The 19,896-nt window shown below is 48.6% G+C and carries 17 protein-coding genes and 3 pseudogenes; 2 read left to right on the top strand and 18 right to left on the bottom strand.

The features are described from left to right. Positions 1-8 precede the first annotated feature (8 nt). Complete coding sequence (locus tag JCM12259_RS06810; protein WP_234396573.1) at positions 9-1,490, top strand: RagB/SusD family nutrient uptake outer membrane protein; 1,482 nt, start codon at positions 9-11, stop codon at positions 1,488-1,490. A 408-nt stretch (positions 1,491-1,898) separates the two neighbouring features. Here the strand turns inward: JCM12259_RS06810 and JCM12259_RS06805 are convergent, their stop codons facing one another. The 7 genes and pseudogenes from JCM12259_RS06805 to JCM12259_RS06775 form a co-directional block, all read right to left on the bottom strand. Next, the gene (locus JCM12259_RS06805; protein ID WP_051559225.1) at positions 1,899-3,530 is read right to left on the bottom strand and encodes a hypothetical protein; all 1,632 of its coding nucleotides are present in this window, start codon (positions 3,528-3,530) and stop codon (positions 1,899-1,901) included. A 13-nt stretch (positions 3,531-3,543) separates the two neighbouring features. Then, the gene (locus tag JCM12259_RS16925; RefSeq protein ID WP_172792988.1) at positions 3,544-3,714 is read right to left on the bottom strand and encodes a hypothetical protein; all 171 of its coding nucleotides are present in this window, start codon (positions 3,712-3,714) and stop codon (positions 3,544-3,546) included. Positions 3,715-4,142: 428 nt separating this feature from the next. Next, positions 4,143-4,749, bottom strand: a pseudogene (locus tag JCM12259_RS14310) (helix-turn-helix transcriptional regulator). Positions 4,750-4,752: 3 nt separating this feature from the next. Continuing rightward, the gene (locus tag JCM12259_RS06790) at positions 4,753-5,709 is read right to left on the bottom strand and encodes a LuxR C-terminal-related transcriptional regulator (protein WP_025065889.1); all 957 of its coding nucleotides are present in this window, start codon (positions 5,707-5,709) and stop codon (positions 4,753-4,755) included. A 693-nt stretch (positions 5,710-6,402) separates the two neighbouring features. Beyond that, positions 6,403-7,164: an MBL fold metallo-hydrolase gene (locus JCM12259_RS06785; protein ID WP_025065888.1), complete on the bottom strand. Its 762-nt coding sequence runs from the start codon at positions 7,162-7,164 to the stop codon at positions 6,403-6,405. Beyond that, complete coding sequence (gene murB, locus JCM12259_RS06780) at positions 7,161-8,177, bottom strand: UDP-N-acetylmuramate dehydrogenase (RefSeq protein ID WP_025065887.1); 1,017 nt, start codon at positions 8,175-8,177, stop codon at positions 7,161-7,163. Before murB ends, JCM12259_RS06785 begins: the two co-directional genes overlap by 4 nt. After that, positions 8,178-9,029 (bottom strand): DUF4348 domain-containing protein, encoded by an 852-nt coding sequence (locus tag JCM12259_RS06775; protein ID WP_025065886.1) that lies wholly within the window; start codon positions 9,027-9,029, stop codon positions 8,178-8,180. 132 nt (positions 9,030-9,161) lie between these two features. Here JCM12259_RS06775 and pheS point away from each other — a divergent pair, with 132 nt between their 5' ends. Continuing rightward, the gene (gene pheS / locus JCM12259_RS06770; protein WP_025065885.1) at positions 9,162-10,199 is read left to right on the top strand and encodes a phenylalanine--tRNA ligase subunit alpha; all 1,038 of its coding nucleotides are present in this window, start codon (positions 9,162-9,164) and stop codon (positions 10,197-10,199) included. 268 nt (positions 10,200-10,467) lie between these two features. On the opposite strand, the gene JCM12259_RS16155 is transcribed toward pheS, so the two are convergent. From JCM12259_RS16155 to JCM12259_RS16725, 11 genes and pseudogenes are all read right to left on the bottom strand, one after another. Then, on the bottom strand, positions 10,468-10,626 hold the full coding sequence (locus JCM12259_RS16155) for a DUF4295 domain-containing protein (RefSeq protein WP_021582986.1): 159 nt from the start codon (positions 10,624-10,626) through the stop codon (positions 10,468-10,470). A gap of 23 nt (positions 10,627-10,649) precedes the next feature. Further along, entirely contained in the window at positions 10,650-10,838 is a 189-nt protein-coding gene (gene rpmG, locus JCM12259_RS06760) for a 50S ribosomal protein L33 (protein WP_025065884.1), read from the bottom strand. A gap of 6 nt (positions 10,839-10,844) precedes the next feature. Then, positions 10,845-11,108, bottom strand: coding sequence for a 50S ribosomal protein L28 (gene rpmB, locus JCM12259_RS06755; protein ID WP_025065883.1), 264 nt, complete (start codon positions 11,106-11,108; stop codon positions 10,845-10,847). A gap of 138 nt (positions 11,109-11,246) precedes the next feature. After that, a complete protein-coding gene (locus tag JCM12259_RS06750; protein ID WP_025065882.1) occupies positions 11,247-11,753 on the bottom strand; it encodes a CinA family protein in 507 nt (168 codons plus the stop codon). 37 nt (positions 11,754-11,790) lie between these two features. Beyond that, positions 11,791-12,816: a tRNA (adenosine(37)-N6)-threonylcarbamoyltransferase complex transferase subunit TsaD gene (gene tsaD, locus JCM12259_RS06745; RefSeq protein ID WP_025065881.1), complete on the bottom strand. Its 1,026-nt coding sequence runs from the start codon at positions 12,814-12,816 to the stop codon at positions 11,791-11,793. A gap of 22 nt (positions 12,817-12,838) precedes the next feature. Further along, positions 12,839-13,699, bottom strand: a complete 861-nt coding sequence (map, locus tag JCM12259_RS06740; RefSeq protein ID WP_036888681.1) for a type I methionyl aminopeptidase — start codon at positions 13,697-13,699, stop codon at positions 12,839-12,841. A gap of 360 nt (positions 13,700-14,059) precedes the next feature. After that, positions 14,060-16,906, bottom strand: a complete 2,847-nt coding sequence (uvrA, locus tag JCM12259_RS06735) for an excinuclease ABC subunit UvrA (RefSeq protein WP_025065879.1) — start codon at positions 16,904-16,906, stop codon at positions 14,060-14,062. A gap of 10 nt (positions 16,907-16,916) precedes the next feature. Beyond that, a pseudogene (locus tag JCM12259_RS17275) lies at positions 16,917-17,219 on the bottom strand (T9SS C-terminal target domain-containing protein); the annotation flags it as partial. Positions 17,220-17,525: 306 nt separating this feature from the next. Then, positions 17,526-18,449, bottom strand: a complete 924-nt coding sequence (locus tag JCM12259_RS06725) for a DUF6261 family protein (protein ID WP_025065877.1) — start codon at positions 18,447-18,449, stop codon at positions 17,526-17,528. A 352-nt stretch (positions 18,450-18,801) separates the two neighbouring features. After that, complete coding sequence (locus JCM12259_RS16510; protein ID WP_148299590.1) at positions 18,802-19,005, bottom strand: hypothetical protein; 204 nt, start codon at positions 19,003-19,005, stop codon at positions 18,802-18,804. Beyond that, positions 18,990-19,896: pseudogene (locus tag JCM12259_RS16725) on the bottom strand (hypothetical protein); the annotation flags it as partial. The gene JCM12259_RS16510 and the pseudogene JCM12259_RS16725, both read right to left, overlap by 16 nt.

Here is a 19,896-nt window from a genome sequence, read left to right as displayed (position 1 = left end):
CTCAAAAGATGATAAACATAAGAAGATACATAGTAGCCGGCATCGCAACGGTCCTGCTTTCGGTCGGGATGAACGGCTGCACAGAGAGTTATTTGGACACAAGTTCCCATTCGGGTGTGTCCACCGACGGCGCTTTAAACACGCCGGGACTAATCCAGTCGGCCCTGACCGGTGTATATTATAGCCTGTTCAACTATCGGTTTGCAGGCAATTACGCGGTCAATATCGGTGATATTCCCACCGATATCAGCTACTGGAACACAAAGACTGGCCACTGGGACGATATCTATCAATATTCGCTCGATGAGACCAACCTCTATTTGGCCGATATCTGGCAGTATGGGTATCAGATCGTCGACAATTCGGCCCGCATCATTCAGGCAGTTAATGCACAGCTCGCCGGCGCCACCGAGGATGACAAAATCGTGCTGAATCAATATTTGGCAGAGGCTTATGCCCTGCGTGCCTATGCCAATTTGGTCATGGTCAACGTGTTTGCGCATCAGGTCAAAGTCAACGGACAGGATTTCTCTGCACAACCGGGACTCGTCATCAGCGAGTCGCCGATCCCTGCAAAGACGCGCGTCAGCCGATCAACAGTGGGCGAAACTTACACACAAATCTTATCCGACTTGCAGAAAAGTCTCGCTGCCTTCACAGCCGCAGGCGGTGATCGCGAAGACAAATGCTATATTGGCGTGGCAGCAACCACCGCGCTTCTGGCCCGCACTTATCTCTATCTAGAAGATTGGAGCCATGCAAAGACCTATGCACAGCAAGCACTCAACAGTGCCGAAATCACTTCGCTGACTTACACCCGGGCCAATTATAAAGCACTCTACAATGGCGGTGCATCCAACACAGAATCGATGTTCTATCTCGACATCAACGAAACGCAAAACTGGTCATCGAATTCCTCGGGCACACTATGGAGCACCTACAACCTCAGTCCGAGTCCGAAACTCCTCGGCATGTATGCTTCCACCGATGTGCGGACAGCCATCCAAACCTGGTCTAGCACTTCTACCGATGCAACACCGGTCTATGGAGGCGGCAAATTCGCTGCTTTCAGAACGGGCAATCCCGCCAATGCCACCCATTATTTGGTCAATGCACCGGAGATGTTTCTGATCATTGCCGAAGCAAACATCAAGCTCGGCAAGTTGAGTGATGCCCAGTCGGCTCTGCTCACAGTCGCTCGGCGCAACACGGCGATCACGTCCACAACGCAATTGCCCCAGACACTCACCGCGCTTTACAGCTTCCTGAAAGACGAGCGGGCCCGCGAACTGTTCCAAGAGGGCTTCCGCCTGTGGGATCTTCGTCGTTGGGGCGACAAGGCAAGCGTTGAGGCTTATAGCGCCCCCAACGTGAAATTCCGCGTGACCAACTATGACATATCCAATCTCGTCTATCCGATCCCGGCCGATGAAATCAATACGGGCTTTGGCGTCGAGCAGAATACGGATTGGAGCAAGACGCTCCCCTAACCCAGATCAACGATCCATATAAATCAAAAAGGAATGACGAGTCGCCCAAGTGATCACAGCGACTCGTCATTCTTTTGTTTACCCAGCCTCATGATGTGCTAGCACCATGCTACTTGTCAACCAGCGCGATACGACTTGTCAGGCAGCGCCATGCTACTTGTCAGGCAGCGCACTCGTCATTATTTTGTTTTTATAGATTGCAGAAATCAACCCTCAGAATGGTTGAAAAATAATTACATACGGTTGGAAGAAAATTTCTTCCCGCATAGAAATAAATTTTCATACAGTGTGAAATAAATTTTCATACGGTTGGAAATAAATTTTCTCCCGGGAGAAAATTTATTTCTTCCCGGGAGAAAATTTTGCTGCATACGTATGCAATTTTGACCAGACTAAACTGGTCGATCATCAATAAGCCACGAAAGGACGGACGGCACAGTGATAGCTCTTGGCCGCACTATCCCAGCCCATGCGATTGCCAAAAAAGCCTAACGTGCCAGAACCGGAGATGGAGATTGCCGAGCTCGTCCAATACCACTCGTCACCACCGCTGCCACCAACTTGTATATAGGAACCGCCAGCCAAATAGCCATACCAAGTGTAATTGCCCGAATTGGTTACGGCACTCGCATTGCCAAAGCCTAACACGGAGAATGCCAACTTCCAATCATGATAAGATGGCAGATACCAAACCAATGCCGGCGAACCCGTGTAAGCCACGCCCGGATTGTAATGCCCAGCTGCATGGAAGGAAGCAAAGATCGGATTTACTGCCTTCACGCCGATGCCGCCCGTGCTATAAACAGGATTCCAGGTTTCTTCCCGTCCGCTCCGAGCATAGGTGGTTAATGATTGAGCTGCAGGCTGGGTGATAACGTTAGTCTGCGTGGTCCAATACGCATTGGTGCACCAAACCAAGGTCCCGCCGGCATTAGCATCCGTCAAAGCCATTGCGATACGTTGTCCGGTATCCAAGACCACGGCAATCGGCGTTTTCGTTCCGCCACCATAGGTGGTCTCTTTAAAGAAGCCCGTCGTTCCATCGCTCATCAAGTAAGTGTATTGCGGCTTCATCTTGGCCTTGATCAGATAAGTGCTGTTGGCCGTGGCCTGCACACTGCTACCGCTGAGTTTGTTGATTGTTCCGCTAAGGGGTTTCCAGAAGATGGTGCCACCGGTAACATTCAATTTGAAGTGGCTCATATCCGTCGTGGGCAAGAAGTAATGATACTTGCCCGTGGAAGTATAAGAATAAGCTTGCCCATAGTTCGAGGCTGTGAATTTAGCCTCGGCGCTGGCAGGAGAGTTGTTGGTCGTAGCCGCTACAGCACCACTGGACAAACTGGTGTAAGTGCCCGTTGCAGGATCATACGACACTCGCGTCGGAATATCATTGCCCGTGGATTGGAGCGTGGCACTGATGGCTGTTGGTATGTCTTTCTTGGCCGTGAACTGCGTGCGCATACGCACACCGGCATGCTTGGATGAAAGGCTAACCGTTTGATCGGTCGTACCAATAGTCACCTGCTGATGTCCGATGCGCGCCGTGGCAGCATCTGCCAGGCTTACTTCCAGCTTATTACCGTTGGGCGTCACTTGGTCATTGAAACAAACGAAGTCGTAAGTCTGATTCCGGGCCAACTGGATAGATGCGGGACTTCCCCCATCGGGCGTAAAGGACGAAGCACTAAACGTACCTTTCAACTCACATTTCAACGCCCCACTTTGATAAGCACGAATGGTGTAGTGCACTGGCGTAGTGACTGCACGCGTAGGCGCTGCCATCTTTTCTGCCGGTTCATTCTCTGCCGAAACTTCAACCTCGCAATCGCTCAGCTCTGCCGTTGCCGGCTTGATGCCTTGCATGCCCGCACGAGTAAGCTCGGTATCTGTGCCAAAATCTTCTTCTGTTATACTAAACCGTACGGTTTGAGTCGCCTCCTTATCAGCTTCAGTGCTATCTTCGTTGCTACATGCTGTCAATGCAAGCATGCCGGCCGCCAGGCAAAAGGCAAATACATTTGATTTCATCTCTTTCATTGTTATGTTTCTTTTATTCAAATTCGTTTTCATCTCCATCACCTATAATTGTTTCACTATCCCAATCATCCTCTGTAAGTTCTGGCTTCAGCGGACTTGCACAGATCAAACTGGTTGCTTCTGCCGAGATTATTTCACACCATGGCGCAAAATAATGTTGTTTCTGAATTTGTTTTTTGTTCATACTTATCTTGTTAGTTTAAATTGAATATCTGTCGTTGTTCCCCTTCATGCTATTTAGCAAAAGGACATGAAGAGAGAAACAAAGGAAACTCAACCGAGTCCTTTGTTTATAAAGTTCTCCCCTGCCTTTGGAAAGATCGGAGATGTTTCTCGCGCACGTAGGCGAGAACTCAATAGATAGTATTATATGTGTGTGTGTGTGTGTGTGTGTGTGTGTGTTAAGACTTTTTCTAGAATATGCAAATATAAAGCGTTAAAAGATGTAAGAAAGGCAAAGTTTCTTTGCATCACGTTATTGTCGCTATTTATATTTACATTTCCTGTCATGTCTATAACTCTCAATTATCAAAATCTCGGCAAAGGTAAATAATAAATCTTAACCACACAAGTAAACCTAAAAGAAATTTACTTAATGCTACCCCGCTTGCACTATATCTTATTGATATCCACATAGCCGTGCATCACGCATAGATAGTGAGAGCGCTCACACTCTTCATGCCCAACTTCTCCATAATATTCTTGCGATGCGTGATGACGGTTGTTATCCCGATGTGAAGCCGGTCGGCCACTTCCTTATTAATCAGCCCTTGCACAATGAGAGACAAAACTTCAATTTCCCGATCAGTCAGAATCTGGGCACGCAAAGCGCGCGGAAGCGGAGGAAGATTCTTGCCGTTGGCGTGCGCAGCCTGTTCAAGAGCAAGGATAGAACGCACCAATTGATCTTCGGCACATTGATACAAAGGCTATGGAATCGACTCAGTTGGGTGTTGGGATTGTGGGATGTGGTCAAAACAATGGTGCGGTGCCGACGCTCAAAGAAAAATGGCTCACTTTCTAACACTTCATTCACGGCAACGAAATAATGCACGAAGTCATCGGCTTGCGCCTGTTGCAATTCTTCGAATGAATTGAATGTCTCGACAGTCATGATGGGCATCACATTCTGCAAGATCTGTTTCAGTCCTAAGACGGCCAACGTGTTGGGATCGATGATCGCCACGCGGGGACGACCGACTTTCATCCTGTCTTCCATTCATTACAATTTGACGGTGGAAATGTCTACCAGATTGTTGACGATCGCATAAATGGTGAGGCCTGCCGGAGAATGAATCTGCAACTTGCGCGCGATATTCCGCCGATGCGTGATCACTGTGTTGACGGATATACACAGGTGGTCGGCAATCTCTTTATTAGTCATCCCTTGCACCAGACTCACGATCACATCCTTCTCCCGATCACTCAGCGTGTCGACATGATCGGACCCCTGACTGATCATGCTGGATATTTTGACCGACACATCGTTTTGTCTGAACTTCTGCTCCATCTTCCGAATCACGGGGACGAAGATCTCATCCTCCACCTCGGCGTGCCGAGACAACCATTGCTCATTATTATAAATATCATAGAGCGTGGCCACCAATTGATTGTTATGCAGCCCGTCACTCGGCAGATATTTGATGATGATATTTTTCAGTTCACGCAATTTCTGATCAGCCTGCCCGTGATGCTGGGAATAAGTGGCGATATCATAGTTTCCGGTTACATTGTTATTCATCAACGATTCCACATAGGGAAACACTGTTTTCTCTTCATAACGCATGTGAGAATGGATGCTATGTGAATATTCATCAAAGAGTTTGAGAATCAATCGGGCCAAATTATCATTCTCATCCAGCGCATTCACCAATCCGGACCGAATATTGGGCAGTTGGAAATCGAGATAATACTCGTGCGAAGCCCGCAGATACTGGATCAGTGTCGGCACTGAGAGACGATCGATATTGTCAAAATCACGATAACCGTTGATTGTGAAATTGATCACAGCCAAAAACGTATACGTATCCACTTTTTGGCTTTCGCAAACCTCCCGCACTGTCTTATCACCAAAACCTAAACTAATCCCAAACGATCCGAGACTTTGCAACAAATCGTAATTATCTTTTATCAGGTTGATCATTTTATCATCAGCCTCATACATCTTCTGGTTCTTCATCGAAGCATTCATTTATATACGGGCTGCAAAGTAACATAAAATCGTTGGAATATTTGCAGAAATTCGGAAGTTTAACGCAATTCATTCCAAACACAGAGACGATGAACAAAAAACGATTAGAAAGATATGCTCAGGTTGAAGCTCGCGATTGATGAAACTGCTCGTCGGGATGCCCCGACGAGTCGACCGGAGAAAAAATAGCGCGTCGGGGAGTCCCGACGAGCAAAAAACTGCAAAAACAACGTTTCGGGGAATCCCGAAAGCCAAAAAATTAGGAAAACGGCCCGTCGGGGGGTCCCGACGAGTAAAAAATTAGAAAAACAACGTTTCAGCCGCGGCTGAAACCCTCAAAACCGAAAAAACAACGTTTCAGCCACGGCTGAAACCCTCAAAACCAAAAAAACAACGTTTCAGCCACGGCTGAAACCCTCAAAACCAAAAAAACAACGTTTCAGCCACGGCTGACGAACGAAAAAACAAGGGCGTGATAGAGGAAAAAGCGTTGACCAATGGCTTAAAACAGTAAATGCTCCCTCTTCACAGAGGGAGCATTTAATTTCAATAAGTATTAGTTCTCTTTTAAGGTAAAAAGATTGTATTCAGGATAACATTTGCAAATGTAGGCCCATTTCTCTCCTCAAACAAATATTTTTATATGTTAGAAAACACTTTTTATAATAAAAGAGCAGAATATCACACCTCAATAGCCATTCCGTCATAGGGAATTTGGAAATTTTCGGGCAATCGATGGTTGGCCACCTCATGAAAACCGATCTGATGAGTGACGTGAATCAGAAAGGTGCGTCGTGCTCCGATGCGATGGGAAAACTTAATGGCGTCGGCCACCAGTTGATGGGAATGATGCTCTTTCTCAAACCGAAGCGCATTGACCACCAGCGTTTCTACGCCTCGCAAATATTTGAGTTCGCCGGCATCGATTGTTTTCATATCCGTGATATAGGCCAACTTACCGAACCGATAACCGAGTATGGGCAATTGATCGTGCATCACCCGGATGGGCGTCAACGCAATGTCGCCAATACGAAGATGCTGATGCGGCACGATGGTGTGTAATTTTAGCAGTGGAACTCCAGGATAGAGTTTGTCTGTAAAGCAGTAAGGCATCGTCTGTTTCAGTCCGCCCACAGTGTTAGTGTCGGCATAGATATCGATGTTTCCGAATACGCAATGCGGCCGGAGATCATCGATGCCGGCCACATGATCATAATGAATGTGTGTGAGAAGCACGCCATCGATCTTTCGGAAAGGCTGTGCGAGCAATTGTTGACGAATATCGGGACCGCTGTCAATGAGAATTCGTGTGGTTTCTGTCTCCAAGAGGGCGGCCGTCCGCAGGCGTTTATCGTGCGGATCTGTACTTCGACAGACTGCGCAATCACAGCCGAGAGCCGGAACACCACCCGAGGTGCCTGTACCGAGAAAAGTCAATCTCATAGAATATTCACCTCGGGTTTGATCTCGATGCCGAACTTTTGTAAAACGTCGTGCCGTATCGTGTCGCACAAATACACGATATCGGCTCCCGTGGCACCGCCTTTATTGACAAGCACGAGTGCTTGTTTGTCGTGCACGCCGGCCTTACCGAGCGCCCTACCCTTCCATCCGCAGCGATCAATCAACCATCCGGCGGGGATCTTCTCATGTTCACCGTCTATGGTGTAATGCGGGATGTCAGGATACATGCGAGCCAATTCTTTGTATTTCTGCATCGAAACAACAGGATTCATAAAGAAACTCCCGGCATTTCCCTCCACTTTCGGATCAGGAAGTTTAGCTTGCCGAATGGTAATTATCGTGTCACGCAGTTCAGCGGCAGACGGTTCCGAGATGTTTCGTGCCGCCAAAGCAGCCCGTATGTTGCCATAATCCAAGTGCGGATGAAATGTTTTGGAGAGGGCATACGTGACATGCGTAATGATGAATCGCCCTTTCCAATCATCCTTGAAACGGCTTTTCCGATAGGAATAGCAACACTCGGCATTGGTAAACGACACGGGCCGGCCTGTCTCGATTTCCACTGCTTCGACCTGAACGATGAGATCTTTGACCTCAACACCATAAGCACCGATGTTTTGAACGGCGCTGGCACCGACTTCGCCTGGGATCAACGACAGATTTTCTGCGCCATACCAACCGTGCGACACACATTGCGCAACAATGTCATCCCAAGTCTCGCCCGATCCGCAACGAATGTATTGATGGATCGAATCGCTGTCGATAAGCTCCACACCACGAATTGCCGAATGCAAAACTGTGCCGGGATAGTCGGCTGTGAACAGCAGATTGCTGCCGCTACCAATAAAAAGCAGAGGCTGATCCGTCTCCGCCAACGAACTGATAACCGTCTGCAACTCTCCGACCGACGTAAATTCGACAAATCGCCGACATCGAACATCGATGCCGAATGTATTATGCCGCAGCAGACTATAATCTCTGATGTCTTTCATCTAACTGTTAAACTTCATCAGCTTCCATGCTCCGCCTCGTTTGCGAAACACGAGTTCCTCTTCCATTCCGTTGGCAATGCCACGGATTACAAAGATTTTCTGGTTGCTCTCCGTGTATTTCTGACCGTAAAGAATGTTATAAATAACGCCCGAAGGAATCAGTCCCGGTTTAAACGAAGGCCATTGATCGGGGATGATCGATCCCGTCTGCGTGCTGAAATCATCGTCGGGGTCGGGACTGGTAAACTCCACCAAATCGTTCATGCTGGCCACTTGGAAAGCGCTGTCGACCGAAAACCGCTCATAGAATTGCAAGAACGAGGCATTCAGACTCCGTTCCATCGGTGTGTGATGGATACCGGTCATCATCCACTGTCCGCCCAATCGATCGAAAACAAACTGTGTGAGCGCTTTATCTTTGAGATGAATCTTCTCGATGGTAACACGATTGATCGTGGTGTCTTTCATCAGTTTCAACTGTCGACGATTATCAAGTATCAGCGTGTAATACCCTTGCCGCATAAAAAAATGCTCCATCCGCCAATGCTTTTTGTCGAGATAGGCCACCCGACCGCCCTTGTCCACCTTCAAAGGAAACTTGATTCGTGAGAACTGCAACTTGCGATTGGCTGCGAAATTGAAGATAAAATCATCGAATAATTCATCGGCCGCCTTGGGCATCGGCGTTTCCGAGATCAATGTTTCCAACGTATCGACGGTGGCAGTGTCCGTCATGGTCGAATCCGACGACAGGGTGTCGGCCGCCGGTCGCTTGTCAGAGCAAGCACCGAAAGGGAAAACAACAAGCGTCATCACTGCCGCAAGAACGAAAAAGAATGCACTTTTTCTCATTTCATTTACTCCTTATCAATCTCTATTTATAGGTCTCTCAAATCGCTGCAAATGTACAACTTTATTTCGATATGTTTCTTAATTTGATGCAAAAAGATTAACTTTGCAAGCAATTTTATAATCCATAAGATGATGATAACTGATAAGATAGAACAACTTCTTGGCGAAGTGCAAATGCTTTCCGCACAAAATGCAGATGAGATAGAACAACTCCGACTCAAATATCTTAGTAAAAAAGGCGAGATTACGGCTCTGATGGCCGACTTCCGCAATGTGGCGGCCGACCAAAAGAAGGCTGTCGGCATCAAAATCAATGAATTGAAACAGGCTGCCACCGATAAAATCAACGCGCTGAAAGAACAGCTTGCCACAACAGAAGACACCGACAACGAATTGGATCTCACCCGGACGGCTTATCCGTTACCGCTGGGCACACGCCATCCACTGACAATCGCCAGAAATCAAATCATCGATATTTTCCAAAGGATGGGTTTCACATTGGCCAAAGGACCGGAGATCGACGACGATCTACACGTCTTCACCAAATTGAATTTTGCTGCCGATCATCCCGCACGTGATATGCAAGACACATTTTTTATCGAACAGAATCCCAATGATGTGACTCGCAACATCTTGCTTCGCTCTCACACGAGCAACGATCAGAGCCATTACATGGAAACGCATCAGCCTCCAATCCGCGTGATTTGCCCCGGACGCGTCTATCGTAACGAGGCTATCAGCGCCCGCGCACACTGTTTTTTCCATCAGTTGGAGGGTCTTTATATAGATAAAAATGTGTCGTTCACCGATTTAAAACAAGTTCTTCTCACATTTGCACGTGAACTTTTCGGCGAGAACACTGAAATTCGGTTGCGTCCGAGCTATTTTCCCTTTACCGAACCGAGTGCCGAAATGGATATTTCCTGTCACATTTGCGGTGGCACGGGATGTGGATTCTGCAAGCACACAGGCTGGGTCGAGATTCTCGGTTGTGGCATGGTGGATCCGAATGTGCTCGAAGCCTGCGGCATAGACAGCACAGTGTATTCGGGCTACGCATTCGGTTTGGGTATTGAGCGCATCACAAACCTCAAATATCAAGTGGCTGATCTCCGTATGTTTTCCGAAAACGACGTCCGTTTTCTGCGTGAGTTCGAAGCCGCAAATTAAACAAATAAAACGCAAAAAGGGAAAGGACAGAAAGGCGACAAGAATAATTCATCATTTCGCCGGCCTTTCTTTCCATTCCCTTTCTAACTTCTCCTCTTTTGATCGACTGCTTATCGCATTGCAAGAAGCCATTAGCGAGCATGCAAGTAACGGTCGGTTGCCGAATGTCCAACTATTAATCACAAGAGAGATAAAGTTCAATATATCTACACAAAAAGGCCGCAACATAAGTTGCGGCCTTTTTGTATCATTGTCTTAATCAATTATATCAATTCTTGAAAAAGTCCTTCACAGCCTCGTTAGGCACCATGCGCTCATCGAAAACATAAGCACCGGTTTTCGGACTGCGAACCATTTTAATAACCTTTGTATATGCGCGACCATCCGTTGAACCTTCATGGAGGGTTGCGACCGCTTTCTTTGCCATATTTCTATACGATTATTCTTGTTTTACTTAATCTCTTTGTGAAGCGTCATCTTCTTCAAGATGGGGTTATACTTCATCAATTCAAGACGCTCGGGGGAGTTTTTACGGTTCTTTGTAGTCACATAACGGCTCGTACCAGGCAGCCCACTGTTCTTCATTTCAGTGCACTCCAACACCACCTGTACCCTATTGCCTTTCGTTTTCTTTGCCATCTTGATTTATTCTCCTATCACTTTAATGTCTTTCCAGTCACAATAACCGTTGGCAACTGCTTTCTTCAAAGCTGCATCCAAGCCGACTTTATTTATAAGACGAAGACCGGCCGCACTAATTTTGAGACTGATCCAGCAACCTTCCTCAACATAATAAAATTTCTTTGTGAAGAGGTTGACGTCAAAGCTACGCTTTGTACGATGCTTCGAGTGAGACACATTATTGCCGACATGTGATCTCCTTCCCGTAATCTGACAAACTTTTGACATCGCTATCTATTTTTTTTCGTTTTTTGATACTTATTCCAAACAGGATGCAAAATTACAATTTATTCTCGGACTGACAAAACATTTCCTAAAAGAATGTAGTGAATTAAGCATTTTTACGGATCAAATCAGTTGCAAAAGCTATTCTTCGGTCACCTGATGACGCTTTTTATAATAATCAAGAAACAATCGGAGAGATTTGTTCGTAGCAATGGCGAGGTTGATATCACGCCCAAAATCCTCTTCAAGTTTGCATGTTTCGACATCGTCTTTGGTGCCAAATGCAAGCCAAATGGTGCCAACTGGTATTTCGGGAGTACCTCCGCCAGGACCAGCCACACCTGTTGCAGCAATAGCATAGTCCACTTTCAGTGCATCACAAACGCCTTTCACCATCTGCACAGCCACTTCTTCGCTCACTGCGGTATGCTCTTCCAAAGTCTGATGATCCACATGGAGGATCGCTTCTTTCACTTCATCGGTATAAGAAATGATGCCTCCCTTGAAATAATTCGAGGCGCCCGGCACGGCAATAATCGCTTCGGCAATGCGCCCACCAGTACAACTCTCGGCCGTACCCAGTGTTTGGCCGGTATCATAGAAATTCTCTTGAATCTCTTTACTCAATACTTTGCTTTCTAAATCCACGTTTGTTAATGTTTTGATTCGGTAATATTGTCTGTCGTTATTGAAATGTAACCTTCGAGAAAGCAGGCTTATCGATGCTGCAAAACTCGTGATCCAAATATTTGTAATAACCCGTAATGCCGATCATGGCAGCATTGTCGGTGGTGTAACTGAACTTCGGAATATAGATGGTCCAGCCATATCGATCGGCATGTTCATGAAAAGCGTTGCGCAATCCATTGTTGGCCGACACGCCACCGGCCACAGCCACATGTTTGATTCCGGTCTCTTTGACTGCCAGTCGCAACTTTTTCATCAGAATATCTACGATTGTGTGTTCCAGACTTGCAGCCAAATCATTCTTGTGATGTTCGATAAAGTCGGGATCATCAGCCATCCATCGGCGGAGACTATATAAGAATGAGGTCTTCAAACCCGAAAAGCTGTAATCCATTCCGGGGATATGCGGCTCTGAAAAGCGATAAGCCAAGGGATTGCCTTGCCGTGCCAAACGATCGATAATGGGGCCACCGGGATAACCTAAGCCCATCACTTTCGAACATTTATCAATAGCTTCACCAGCTGCGTCATCGATAGTCTGCCCCAAAACAACCATATCATTATAGGCATTTACCTTGACAATCTGCGAATTTCCGCCACTAACGAGCAGACAAAGAAACGGGAATGGCGGCGCAGTTTGGTCATCGTCATTCTCTTTGATGAAGTGAGCCATCACGTGACCTTGCAAATGATTGACGTCGATCAGCGGAATATCCAACGATCGGGCGAATCCTTTGGCAAAGCTCACACCCACAAGCAGCGAACCCATCAATCCCGGACCGCGTGTGAAGGCCACAGCATTGAGTTGTTCCTTAGTGATTCCTGCGCGCTTGATAGCTTGATCGACAACCGGCACAACATTCTGTTGGTGAGCACGCGAAGCCAATTCCGGCACCACACCTCCATAGGCTTTATGCACATCTTGCGATGCAGTGACATTGCTCAAGAGTACACCATTGCGGAGCACTGCGGCCGAAGTGTCGTCGCAACTGCTCTCTATACCTAATATATATATATCTTCCATCGCTCTGTTTTCCTGTCGATCGTCAATGCGTCAGCACCTCCACGCCGTGTTCGGTCATCACAAAAGTGTGCTCCCATTGGGCCGACGGCTTTTCATCTCCTGTGATAACTTCCCATCCATAAGGGTCATCGGCGTCAATAAAAACCTTCCACGTACCCATATTGATCATCGGTTCGATGGTGAAAACCATACCCGGCACGAGCAGCATACCCGTTCCCCGATGTCCGAAATGCACCACGTCGGGCTCTTCGTGGAAATCAAGTCCCACGCCATGACCGCACAAATCGCGCACCACGCCATAGTGATATATGTTTGCGTGCTTCTCAATCGCATGACCGATATCGCCCACAAAACCATAGGGTTTGGCTGCTTCGGCCCCCACTTCGAGGCATTCTTTGGCCACACGAACCAACTGTTCTTTCTCGGGCGACGTTTTCCCGATGATAAACATGCGCGAAGCATCGGCATAATAACCATCGAGAATCGTCGTGAAATCCACGTTGATGATATCGCCTTCTTGCAAAACGTCTTCTTCTTTCGGTATTCCGTGGCACACCACTTCATTGATGCTGGTGCACACACTCTTAGGAAATCCCTCATAATTGAGGCATGCCGGGATAGCGCCGTGTGACGTACAATAATCGTAACAAATCTGATCTATTTCGAGCGTGTTCATCCCTGCGTGAATCCTTTTGGCCACTTCGTCCAACACGCCGGTGTTGACCACCCCACTCTTGCGTATCCCCTCAATCTGTTCGGGAGTTTTAATCAATTCGCGGGTAGGCACTTCCTTTCCCTTATTCTCCCAATACATCACCTGCTTGTCAAGGTCAGTGAGCGGCTGACCAGGCAGACAATGCCATCTCCTTTTCTTCTTCAACATTGTCATTCAATTTTTGAATTGTGCAAAGGTAGTAAAAAGCCGAGAGACAAACAGTCTCCACCCCTGTTTTTATACATTTTTAAAGACAACGATCGCACAGCAAAGTCGCACTGCACGATAGTACTTTTCACCAAACACGATAGTACTTGTTGGCTAACACGATAGTACTTTTCATTCAACACGATAGTACTTTTCATTCAACACGATAGTACTTGTTGGATAATAACCAAGCATTGGTTGCAGCGCGATTAAGTGTTAGTTGCCTTGCGAAAAGCCATTTTTCGCAAGGCAACTAACGGTTCATTTCTATATAGAGAGAATCAGACTGGTGCTCAAAAGGGATTCGGCTTGCCGCTATGATCATTCTATCTGCTCTTCATGAGCAGCCAATTCTTCTTTCAAAAACTGCGGAGTGAAGCCTTTTTTGCTGCGTGCCACCTCCTCGGGAGTACCCACGGAGAGGACAGTTCCGCCGCCTCGACCGCCTTCGGGGCCCATATCGATGATGTGGTCGGCCAATTTGATGACGTCGAGATTGTGTTCGATGATAATAACTGTGTTTCCCTTATCCACAAGTTTCTGCAAAACATCCATCAACACACGGATGTCTTCGAAGTGAAGACCCGTCGTCGGCTCATCCAGGATATAGAGCGTCTTACCCGTGTCGCGCTTACTCAACTCAGTGGCCAGTTTCACACGCTGGCTCTCTCCACCCGAAAGCGTGGTCGAGGGTTGGCCTAACTTGATGTAACCAAGGCCCACATCCTGAATTGTCTTGATCTTTTGAAGAATATTGGGCACGTTTTCGAAGAATTCAACGGCTTGATTGATCGTCATATCGAGCACATCGGCAATGCTCTTTCCTTTATAACGCACTTCCAGCGTCTCACGATTATAGCGCTTGCCATGGCACACTTCGCAAGGCACCATCACGTCGGGCAGGAAATTCATTTCAATGACTCGATAGCCGTTTCCACCGCAAGCCTCGCATCGTCCGCCCTTCACATTAAATGAAAAACGCCCCGGTTTGTAGCCGCGAATCTTCGCCTCAGGAAGGTTGACAAACAAAGAACGAATGTCACTGAACACGCCCGTGTAAGTGGCGGGATTGCTTCGAGGTGTGCGCCCGATCGGACTCTGATCCACATTCACCACTTTATCGATGTTATCGATTCCCTCAACAGACTTGTAAGGCATCGGACGCTTCAGCGATCGATAAAAATGTTGAGACAAGATGGGTTGGAGTGTCTCATTGATCAACGTCGACTTGCCCGATCCGCTCACACCGGTCACGACGATGAGTTGGCCTAATGGAAACTCGACATCAATGTTTTTGAGATTGTTTCCGTGTGCACCGCGAATCCAAATACTCTTCCCATTGCCGGCACGACGCGGTTTCTTGATTTCGATCCTACGCTTCCCCGTGAGATAATCGGCCGTTATCGTGGGGGCATCGAGCATCTTCTGCGGCACACCTTGATAGACAACTTCGCCGCCGCGACGCCCTGCCTTGGGGCCAATATCGATGATATAATCGGCGCTGAGCATCATATCCTTATCGTGCTCAACGACGATCACGGTGTTGCCTAAGTCTCGAAGTTCTTTCAACGAACGAATCAAACGTTCGTTATCACGCTGATGCAATCCGATGCTTGGCTCATCAAGGATGTAAAGCACATTGACAAGTTGCGAACCGATTTGCGTAGCCAGTCGGATGCGTTGACTCTCTCCGCCCGACAACGAGGCCGATTGGCGGTTGAGAGAGAGATAATCCAAGCCCACTTCCAAGAGAAATCCCACACGCGTTTTGATCTCTTTGACAATCTCTGTGGCGATCTTTCGCTGTGTGGGTTCGAGATGTTCTTCCACATGATCGAGCCAATCTCGCAACTCTGAAATATCCATATTGGCCACTTCGGCAATATTGTGATCCCCTATCCGATAAGAAAGCGATTCGCGTTTGAGCCGTTGTCCTTTGCATTCGGGGCATTCGCAGGTGGCCAAGAATTGATCGGCCCACTTCTGTCCAGCCGCCGTTTCGTCATTCTCCATCACATTGCGGAGATATTTAATCACGCCGTCGAAAGCAATGAAATAATCGGTTGAAGTGTGCACCAAATCTTTCGAAATGCGCACATTCTCCAAACTGCCATACAAAATCTCGTCGAGCGCATCAGCGGGAATATCTTTAACGGGCATCTTCATGTCACCATCATACTTCTGCAAGATTGCGCTGATCTGCCAAAAGATCATCTGATTCTTGTATTTCCCAAGCGGAGCGATGGCCCCGTCATAGATACTTGCAGTCTTGTCGGGAATCACCTTACCCAGATCTATCTCGTTAACATAACCCAATCCCTTGCATTTCGGACAAGCGCCTTCGGGCGAATTAAACGAGAAAATATTTGGAGCGGGCTCGCCATAGGATATGCCTGTGATGGGATCCATCAATCGTTTGGAGAAATTGTGCACCTCACCCGAATCCTTGTCCATCACCATCAGCACGCCATCGCCTTGTTTCATGGCGATTTGAATGGTTCTGCGCAGCCGCTCGTCGTCGTTTTCCTGCACTTGCAGTTTATCGATCACCACTTCGATATTGTGGTTTTTATACCGGTCGACTTTCATTCCTCGAACGATTTCTTTCATCTCGCCATCTATGCGCATATACAAATATCCCTTGCGACGCATGCTCTCGAAAAGTTCGCGATAATGTCCCTTGCGCTGGCGCACCAATGGAGCGAGGATGAAAATACGCCGACCGGCATAATCGCGGAGGATCATCTCGATGATTTTCTCCTCTGTATACTTCACCATTTTCTCGCCCGACGCATAACTGTAAGCCGTGCCTGCACGGGCGTAAAGCAATCGGAGATAATCATAGATTTCAGTTGTCGTGCCCACAGTGGAGCGCGGATTCTTATTGGTTGTCTTCTGTTCGATGTTGATCACAGGACTCAATCCAGTGATCTTATCCACGTCCGGGCGTTCCATTCCGCCCAAGAAGTTGCGCGCATAAGCCGAAAATGTCTCGATATAACGGCGTTGCCCCTCGGCAAAGATCGTGTCGAATGCCAGCGACGACTTCCCCGAACCCGACAAACCGGTGATAACGGTCAGCGAATTGCGCGGAATCTCCACGTCGATATTTTTAAGATTGTGAACGCGAGCACCCCACACATTGATTTTTTCGTCTTCTCTTTCCATCATCTTTACCCTATTCTGTTGTTGATCCTGCATGATCTGCCGTGTTCCTAATCAAATTCACGGCTTGCCGAATGTGGTATTTCTTGCCATCGGTGCCGCGAGCTTTCACCACGACGAGATACACACCCTCATCGGCGCCATGCCCATCCCAACCGCCGGCAGGGTCGGTCCATTCATAAACCTTGTGTCCCCAGCGATTGAAGATCGTCGCTTCAAACGTCGCAATAGCCCGATAATTGCTTTTGGCTTTGTAGACATCGTTGATTCCGTCGCCGTTAGGCGAAAACGCGTTAGGCATTTCCAGTCTGCTCTCTTCGGTCTTGCTCCCGTCGAGTTCATCGTCTCCGGACATACTACAAGCCATGAGAAAGATCGCCAAAAAGATCCCGAATCCACCTCTTAATATCTGTTTCAGTTCCATTTTCCGATTCAATAATCGTGCAAAATTACGTAATAAAGTTGATATTCGATGAATCATGGCGCAATAAGATCAATCCTATTTCATCTTTCATCACTCACCTCCCCACCACAAAAAAAGATGGAAGAGCCTCGCACATGTCCTTCCATCTCTCTTCACCTTTAAATCACCCTTTCACTCTTTCACCTTTAAATAGCCTTTTCACTCTTTCACTTCTTGCAGCGCACCTTCTTTGTTCTTCTGAACCCACATCGTCCACTTCGGATCGGTGCTATACGCCAATTCATAGGCCTTGCTCTTACCAGTCCCTTTGGTTTTGCCAGTGAAAGTGAGCACATTGGGAGCGATGCCGTTGGCTTCTTCAAACTTGCGGATCAGCGGGGTAAGTTCTTTGCGGAGCGCCTCGAGCTGTTTGTCGGCATGTGCCTTGTTGGTAGCCGCGCGACCGGCCAACAGTGTCCGGCGGTTGTCCACCAAGTTGTTATACTGTGTGATGAGTGCGGTGATTGGGGCCGACGGTTCCAGCTCGTCGAGGGCGTCGATGCGGCGCAGCACGGCATTGAGCGCTTTGTCGGTGGCGGCGCGCAGCGGTTTGATGTCGAACGAGCCGGCGGGAGCACCCGACTTCACCCGAGCATGGAACAGCGTGTCAAACGCTTTGTTGTCGGCATCGAGCAGATTGACATACACCTGCGCTTGGAGTCGCGCCACATGCGCCGTGAGTGCAGCCGTGCGCAGGTCGGCCACGAGGTTTTTGATCAGGCCGGTCTCTTTGTCGTAATTGCTCGCGGCCACGTCGGGATAAGCCTTCATCACGCGGTCCACGGCTTCGGCGGCGGTCAACACGGCCTTGTCGGCGCTGTTGAGGTGCAGCGCCACGAGCAACCGCAACGACTGATAGGATTTGTCGCGCTTGCGGTCGGCCTCTTCCAGCGCCTTGGTGTCGGCCCCGGTGCGCGGCTGGTTCAGCACCCGATCTTCGTCGGCCACGCAGGCCGTGAGCGGCCCCAGCACCGCCGTGAGTTTCCCCACTTTGGCCTCGTTGCAGAGCTGCAACACGCGCGACGCAAACTGATAATGCTCCATGTTTTGGAGCAACTGTTTGTGAAGTTGTTTAATTTCCATAGTTTGAAAATTGATTAGATTATAAAATAAGCTATCCCTCCGGGGGGAAATGCTGTTTTCGCAGTTTTTTGATTTTCCCTCCGGAGGGAAACGCTGTTTTTGCGGTTTTTTCGTTTTCCCCCTGGGGGGAAACCTCGTTTTTGCAGTTTTTTGATTTTCCCTCCGGAGGGAAACGCTGTTTTCGCGGTTTTTTCGTTTTCCCCCCGGGGGGAAACGCATTTTTTATCGATTTCTGATTTTCCCCCCGGAGGGAACGCTGTTTTGCGCAATTTTCTGCTCGTCCGCCCGGGCGGAAGCGTTATTTTCGCTGTTTTCTGCTCGTCGGGACTCCCGCCGGTGCAGAATTGCCAACTTACTTGAACAGCTGCGGCTCGACGTAGAAGCCGCATTGTGCGACTGTATTGTTCTGAATCCATATGCCTCCCGTCTTCCTAAAGACCAATGCCGGAGCGGTAGATGAGGAAGTAACAGAGCTTAAAGGTCCATAATAGTTACCGTTAGACAACCAATATGTGCCCATTCCTGCGATGAAAGTGGCTTTCATGACGCCTCCCATCGGCTTCCAGAAAAGCATCCCGCGGCGGGCAGATAGAAATAGTCGGCCGTGGAGGCGAGGGCGGAGATAGGCTTGAGGGTAGGATTGTAGAAGCCAGTCCGAGAGCTGGAAGGTTCGTCCGTAGTATAATAAGTAGGGAAGTCGTCTGATTCCTTCATCCTCCAGTCGGTCATCACATGCGTGTTGGGGTCGGGGAATCCGGTCTGCATCGCGGCTAGGTTTGTACCCTCGTCGTCAGCGATCTTTTGGGCTTTCTTCAGCCATACGCCACCCACATACAAATGCCCGAGCACGGACCACGGCGTCTGTTCGTCCCAATGCGGGTTGCCTTTCATGACGTACCAACTCGTCAAGTTGATGTTGGGGCAGTCCTTGCAACTGTGCGAGGCGGCAGTGATGCTTCCTGGAGTGATTGCACTATTGTACCAGCGGTCGGGGTCGGCCGTCTCGCTCTTAGGATAGTGCTCGCCGGCGGGCGCGCCGTCGTAGGTGGGCTGGCTATCGTAATGGCCGTACCAGGCGTCGTGCTGGGCGTCCCAGAGGTAGTATTTGTTCTCGTAGACGGGGATGCCGAGGTCGCCACTCACTTTCTTGTTCAGACCGGCCGTGAACGTAACGTTCGAGTAGTTGCGGGTAACGGTGCCGGTTACGTGGGTGTCGGCGTCGTAGAGGGTGTACTCCACTTTCAGCGTGGCGTAGGTGCCGGGCGCCACGACCATCGTGGCGGCGTTCTTCGCGATGTCGACGGCTTTGGGTACGCCGAATTTCATCGTGCTCAAATCTAACTCGATCGTCTGGTTGGCAGGCGCTGCCGTCGGGCGCGAGGCGAGCTTGAGGCCGCTGTCGTCGAAATCGAACGTGCCCGCAATGGCCTGGTTGGCCGTTACCTTA

The sequence above is a fragment of the Hoylesella enoeca JCM 12259 genome, assembly GCF_000613405.1.
Lineage (GTDB): Bacteria > Bacteroidota > Bacteroidia > Bacteroidales > Bacteroidaceae > Prevotella > Prevotella enoeca.
The sequence above is the reverse complement of the archived record's forward strand: the minus strand, read 5'-3'. Positions and strand labels throughout refer to the sequence as shown.

Coding starts and splice junctions, on each gene's coding strand:
- JCM12259_RS06810 (WP_234396573.1), top strand. CDS start 9: ATGATAAACATAAGAAGATACATAGTAGCCGGCATCGCAACGGTCCTG.
- JCM12259_RS06805 (WP_051559225.1), bottom strand. CDS start 3,530: ATGAAAGAGATGAAATCAAATGTATTTGCCTTTTGCCTGGCGGCCGGC.
- JCM12259_RS16925 (WP_172792988.1), bottom strand. CDS start 3,714: ATGAACAAAAAACAAATTCAGAAACAACATTATTTTGCGCCATGGTGT.
- JCM12259_RS06790 (WP_025065889.1), bottom strand. CDS start 5,709: ATGAAGAACCAGAAGATGTATGAGGCTGATGATAAAATGATCAACCTG.
- JCM12259_RS06785 (WP_025065888.1), bottom strand. CDS start 7,164: ATGAGATTGACTTTTCTCGGTACAGGCACCTCGGGTGGTGTTCCGGCT.
- murB (WP_025065887.1), bottom strand. CDS start 8,177: ATGAAAGACATCAGAGATTATAGTCTGCTGCGGCATAATACATTCGGC.
- JCM12259_RS06775 (WP_025065886.1), bottom strand. CDS start 9,029: ATGAGAAAAAGTGCATTCTTTTTCGTTCTTGCGGCAGTGATGACGCTT.
- pheS (WP_025065885.1), top strand. CDS start 9,162: ATGATAACTGATAAGATAGAACAACTTCTTGGCGAAGTGCAAATGCTT.
- JCM12259_RS16155 (WP_021582986.1), bottom strand. CDS start 10,626: ATGGCAAAGAAAGCGGTCGCAACCCTCCATGAAGGTTCAACGGATGGT.
- rpmG (WP_025065884.1), bottom strand. CDS start 10,838: ATGGCAAAGAAAACGAAAGGCAATAGGGTACAGGTGGTGTTGGAGTGC.
- rpmB (WP_025065883.1), bottom strand. CDS start 11,108: ATGTCAAAAGTTTGTCAGATTACGGGAAGGAGATCACATGTCGGCAAT.
- tsaD (WP_025065881.1), bottom strand. CDS start 12,816: ATGGAAGATATATATATATTAGGTATAGAGAGCAGTTGCGACGACACT.
- map (WP_036888681.1), bottom strand. CDS start 13,699: ATGTTGAAGAAGAAAAGGAGATGGCATTGTCTGCCTGGTCAGCCGCTC.
- uvrA (WP_025065879.1), bottom strand. CDS start 16,906: ATGGAAAGAGAAGACGAAAAAATCAATGTGTGGGGTGCTCGCGTTCAC.
- JCM12259_RS06725 (WP_025065877.1), bottom strand. CDS start 18,449: ATGGAAATTAAACAACTTCACAAACAGTTGCTCCAAAACATGGAGCAT.
- JCM12259_RS16510 (WP_148299590.1), bottom strand. CDS start 19,005: ATGGGAGGCGTCATGAAAGCCACTTTCATCGCAGGAATGGGCACATAT.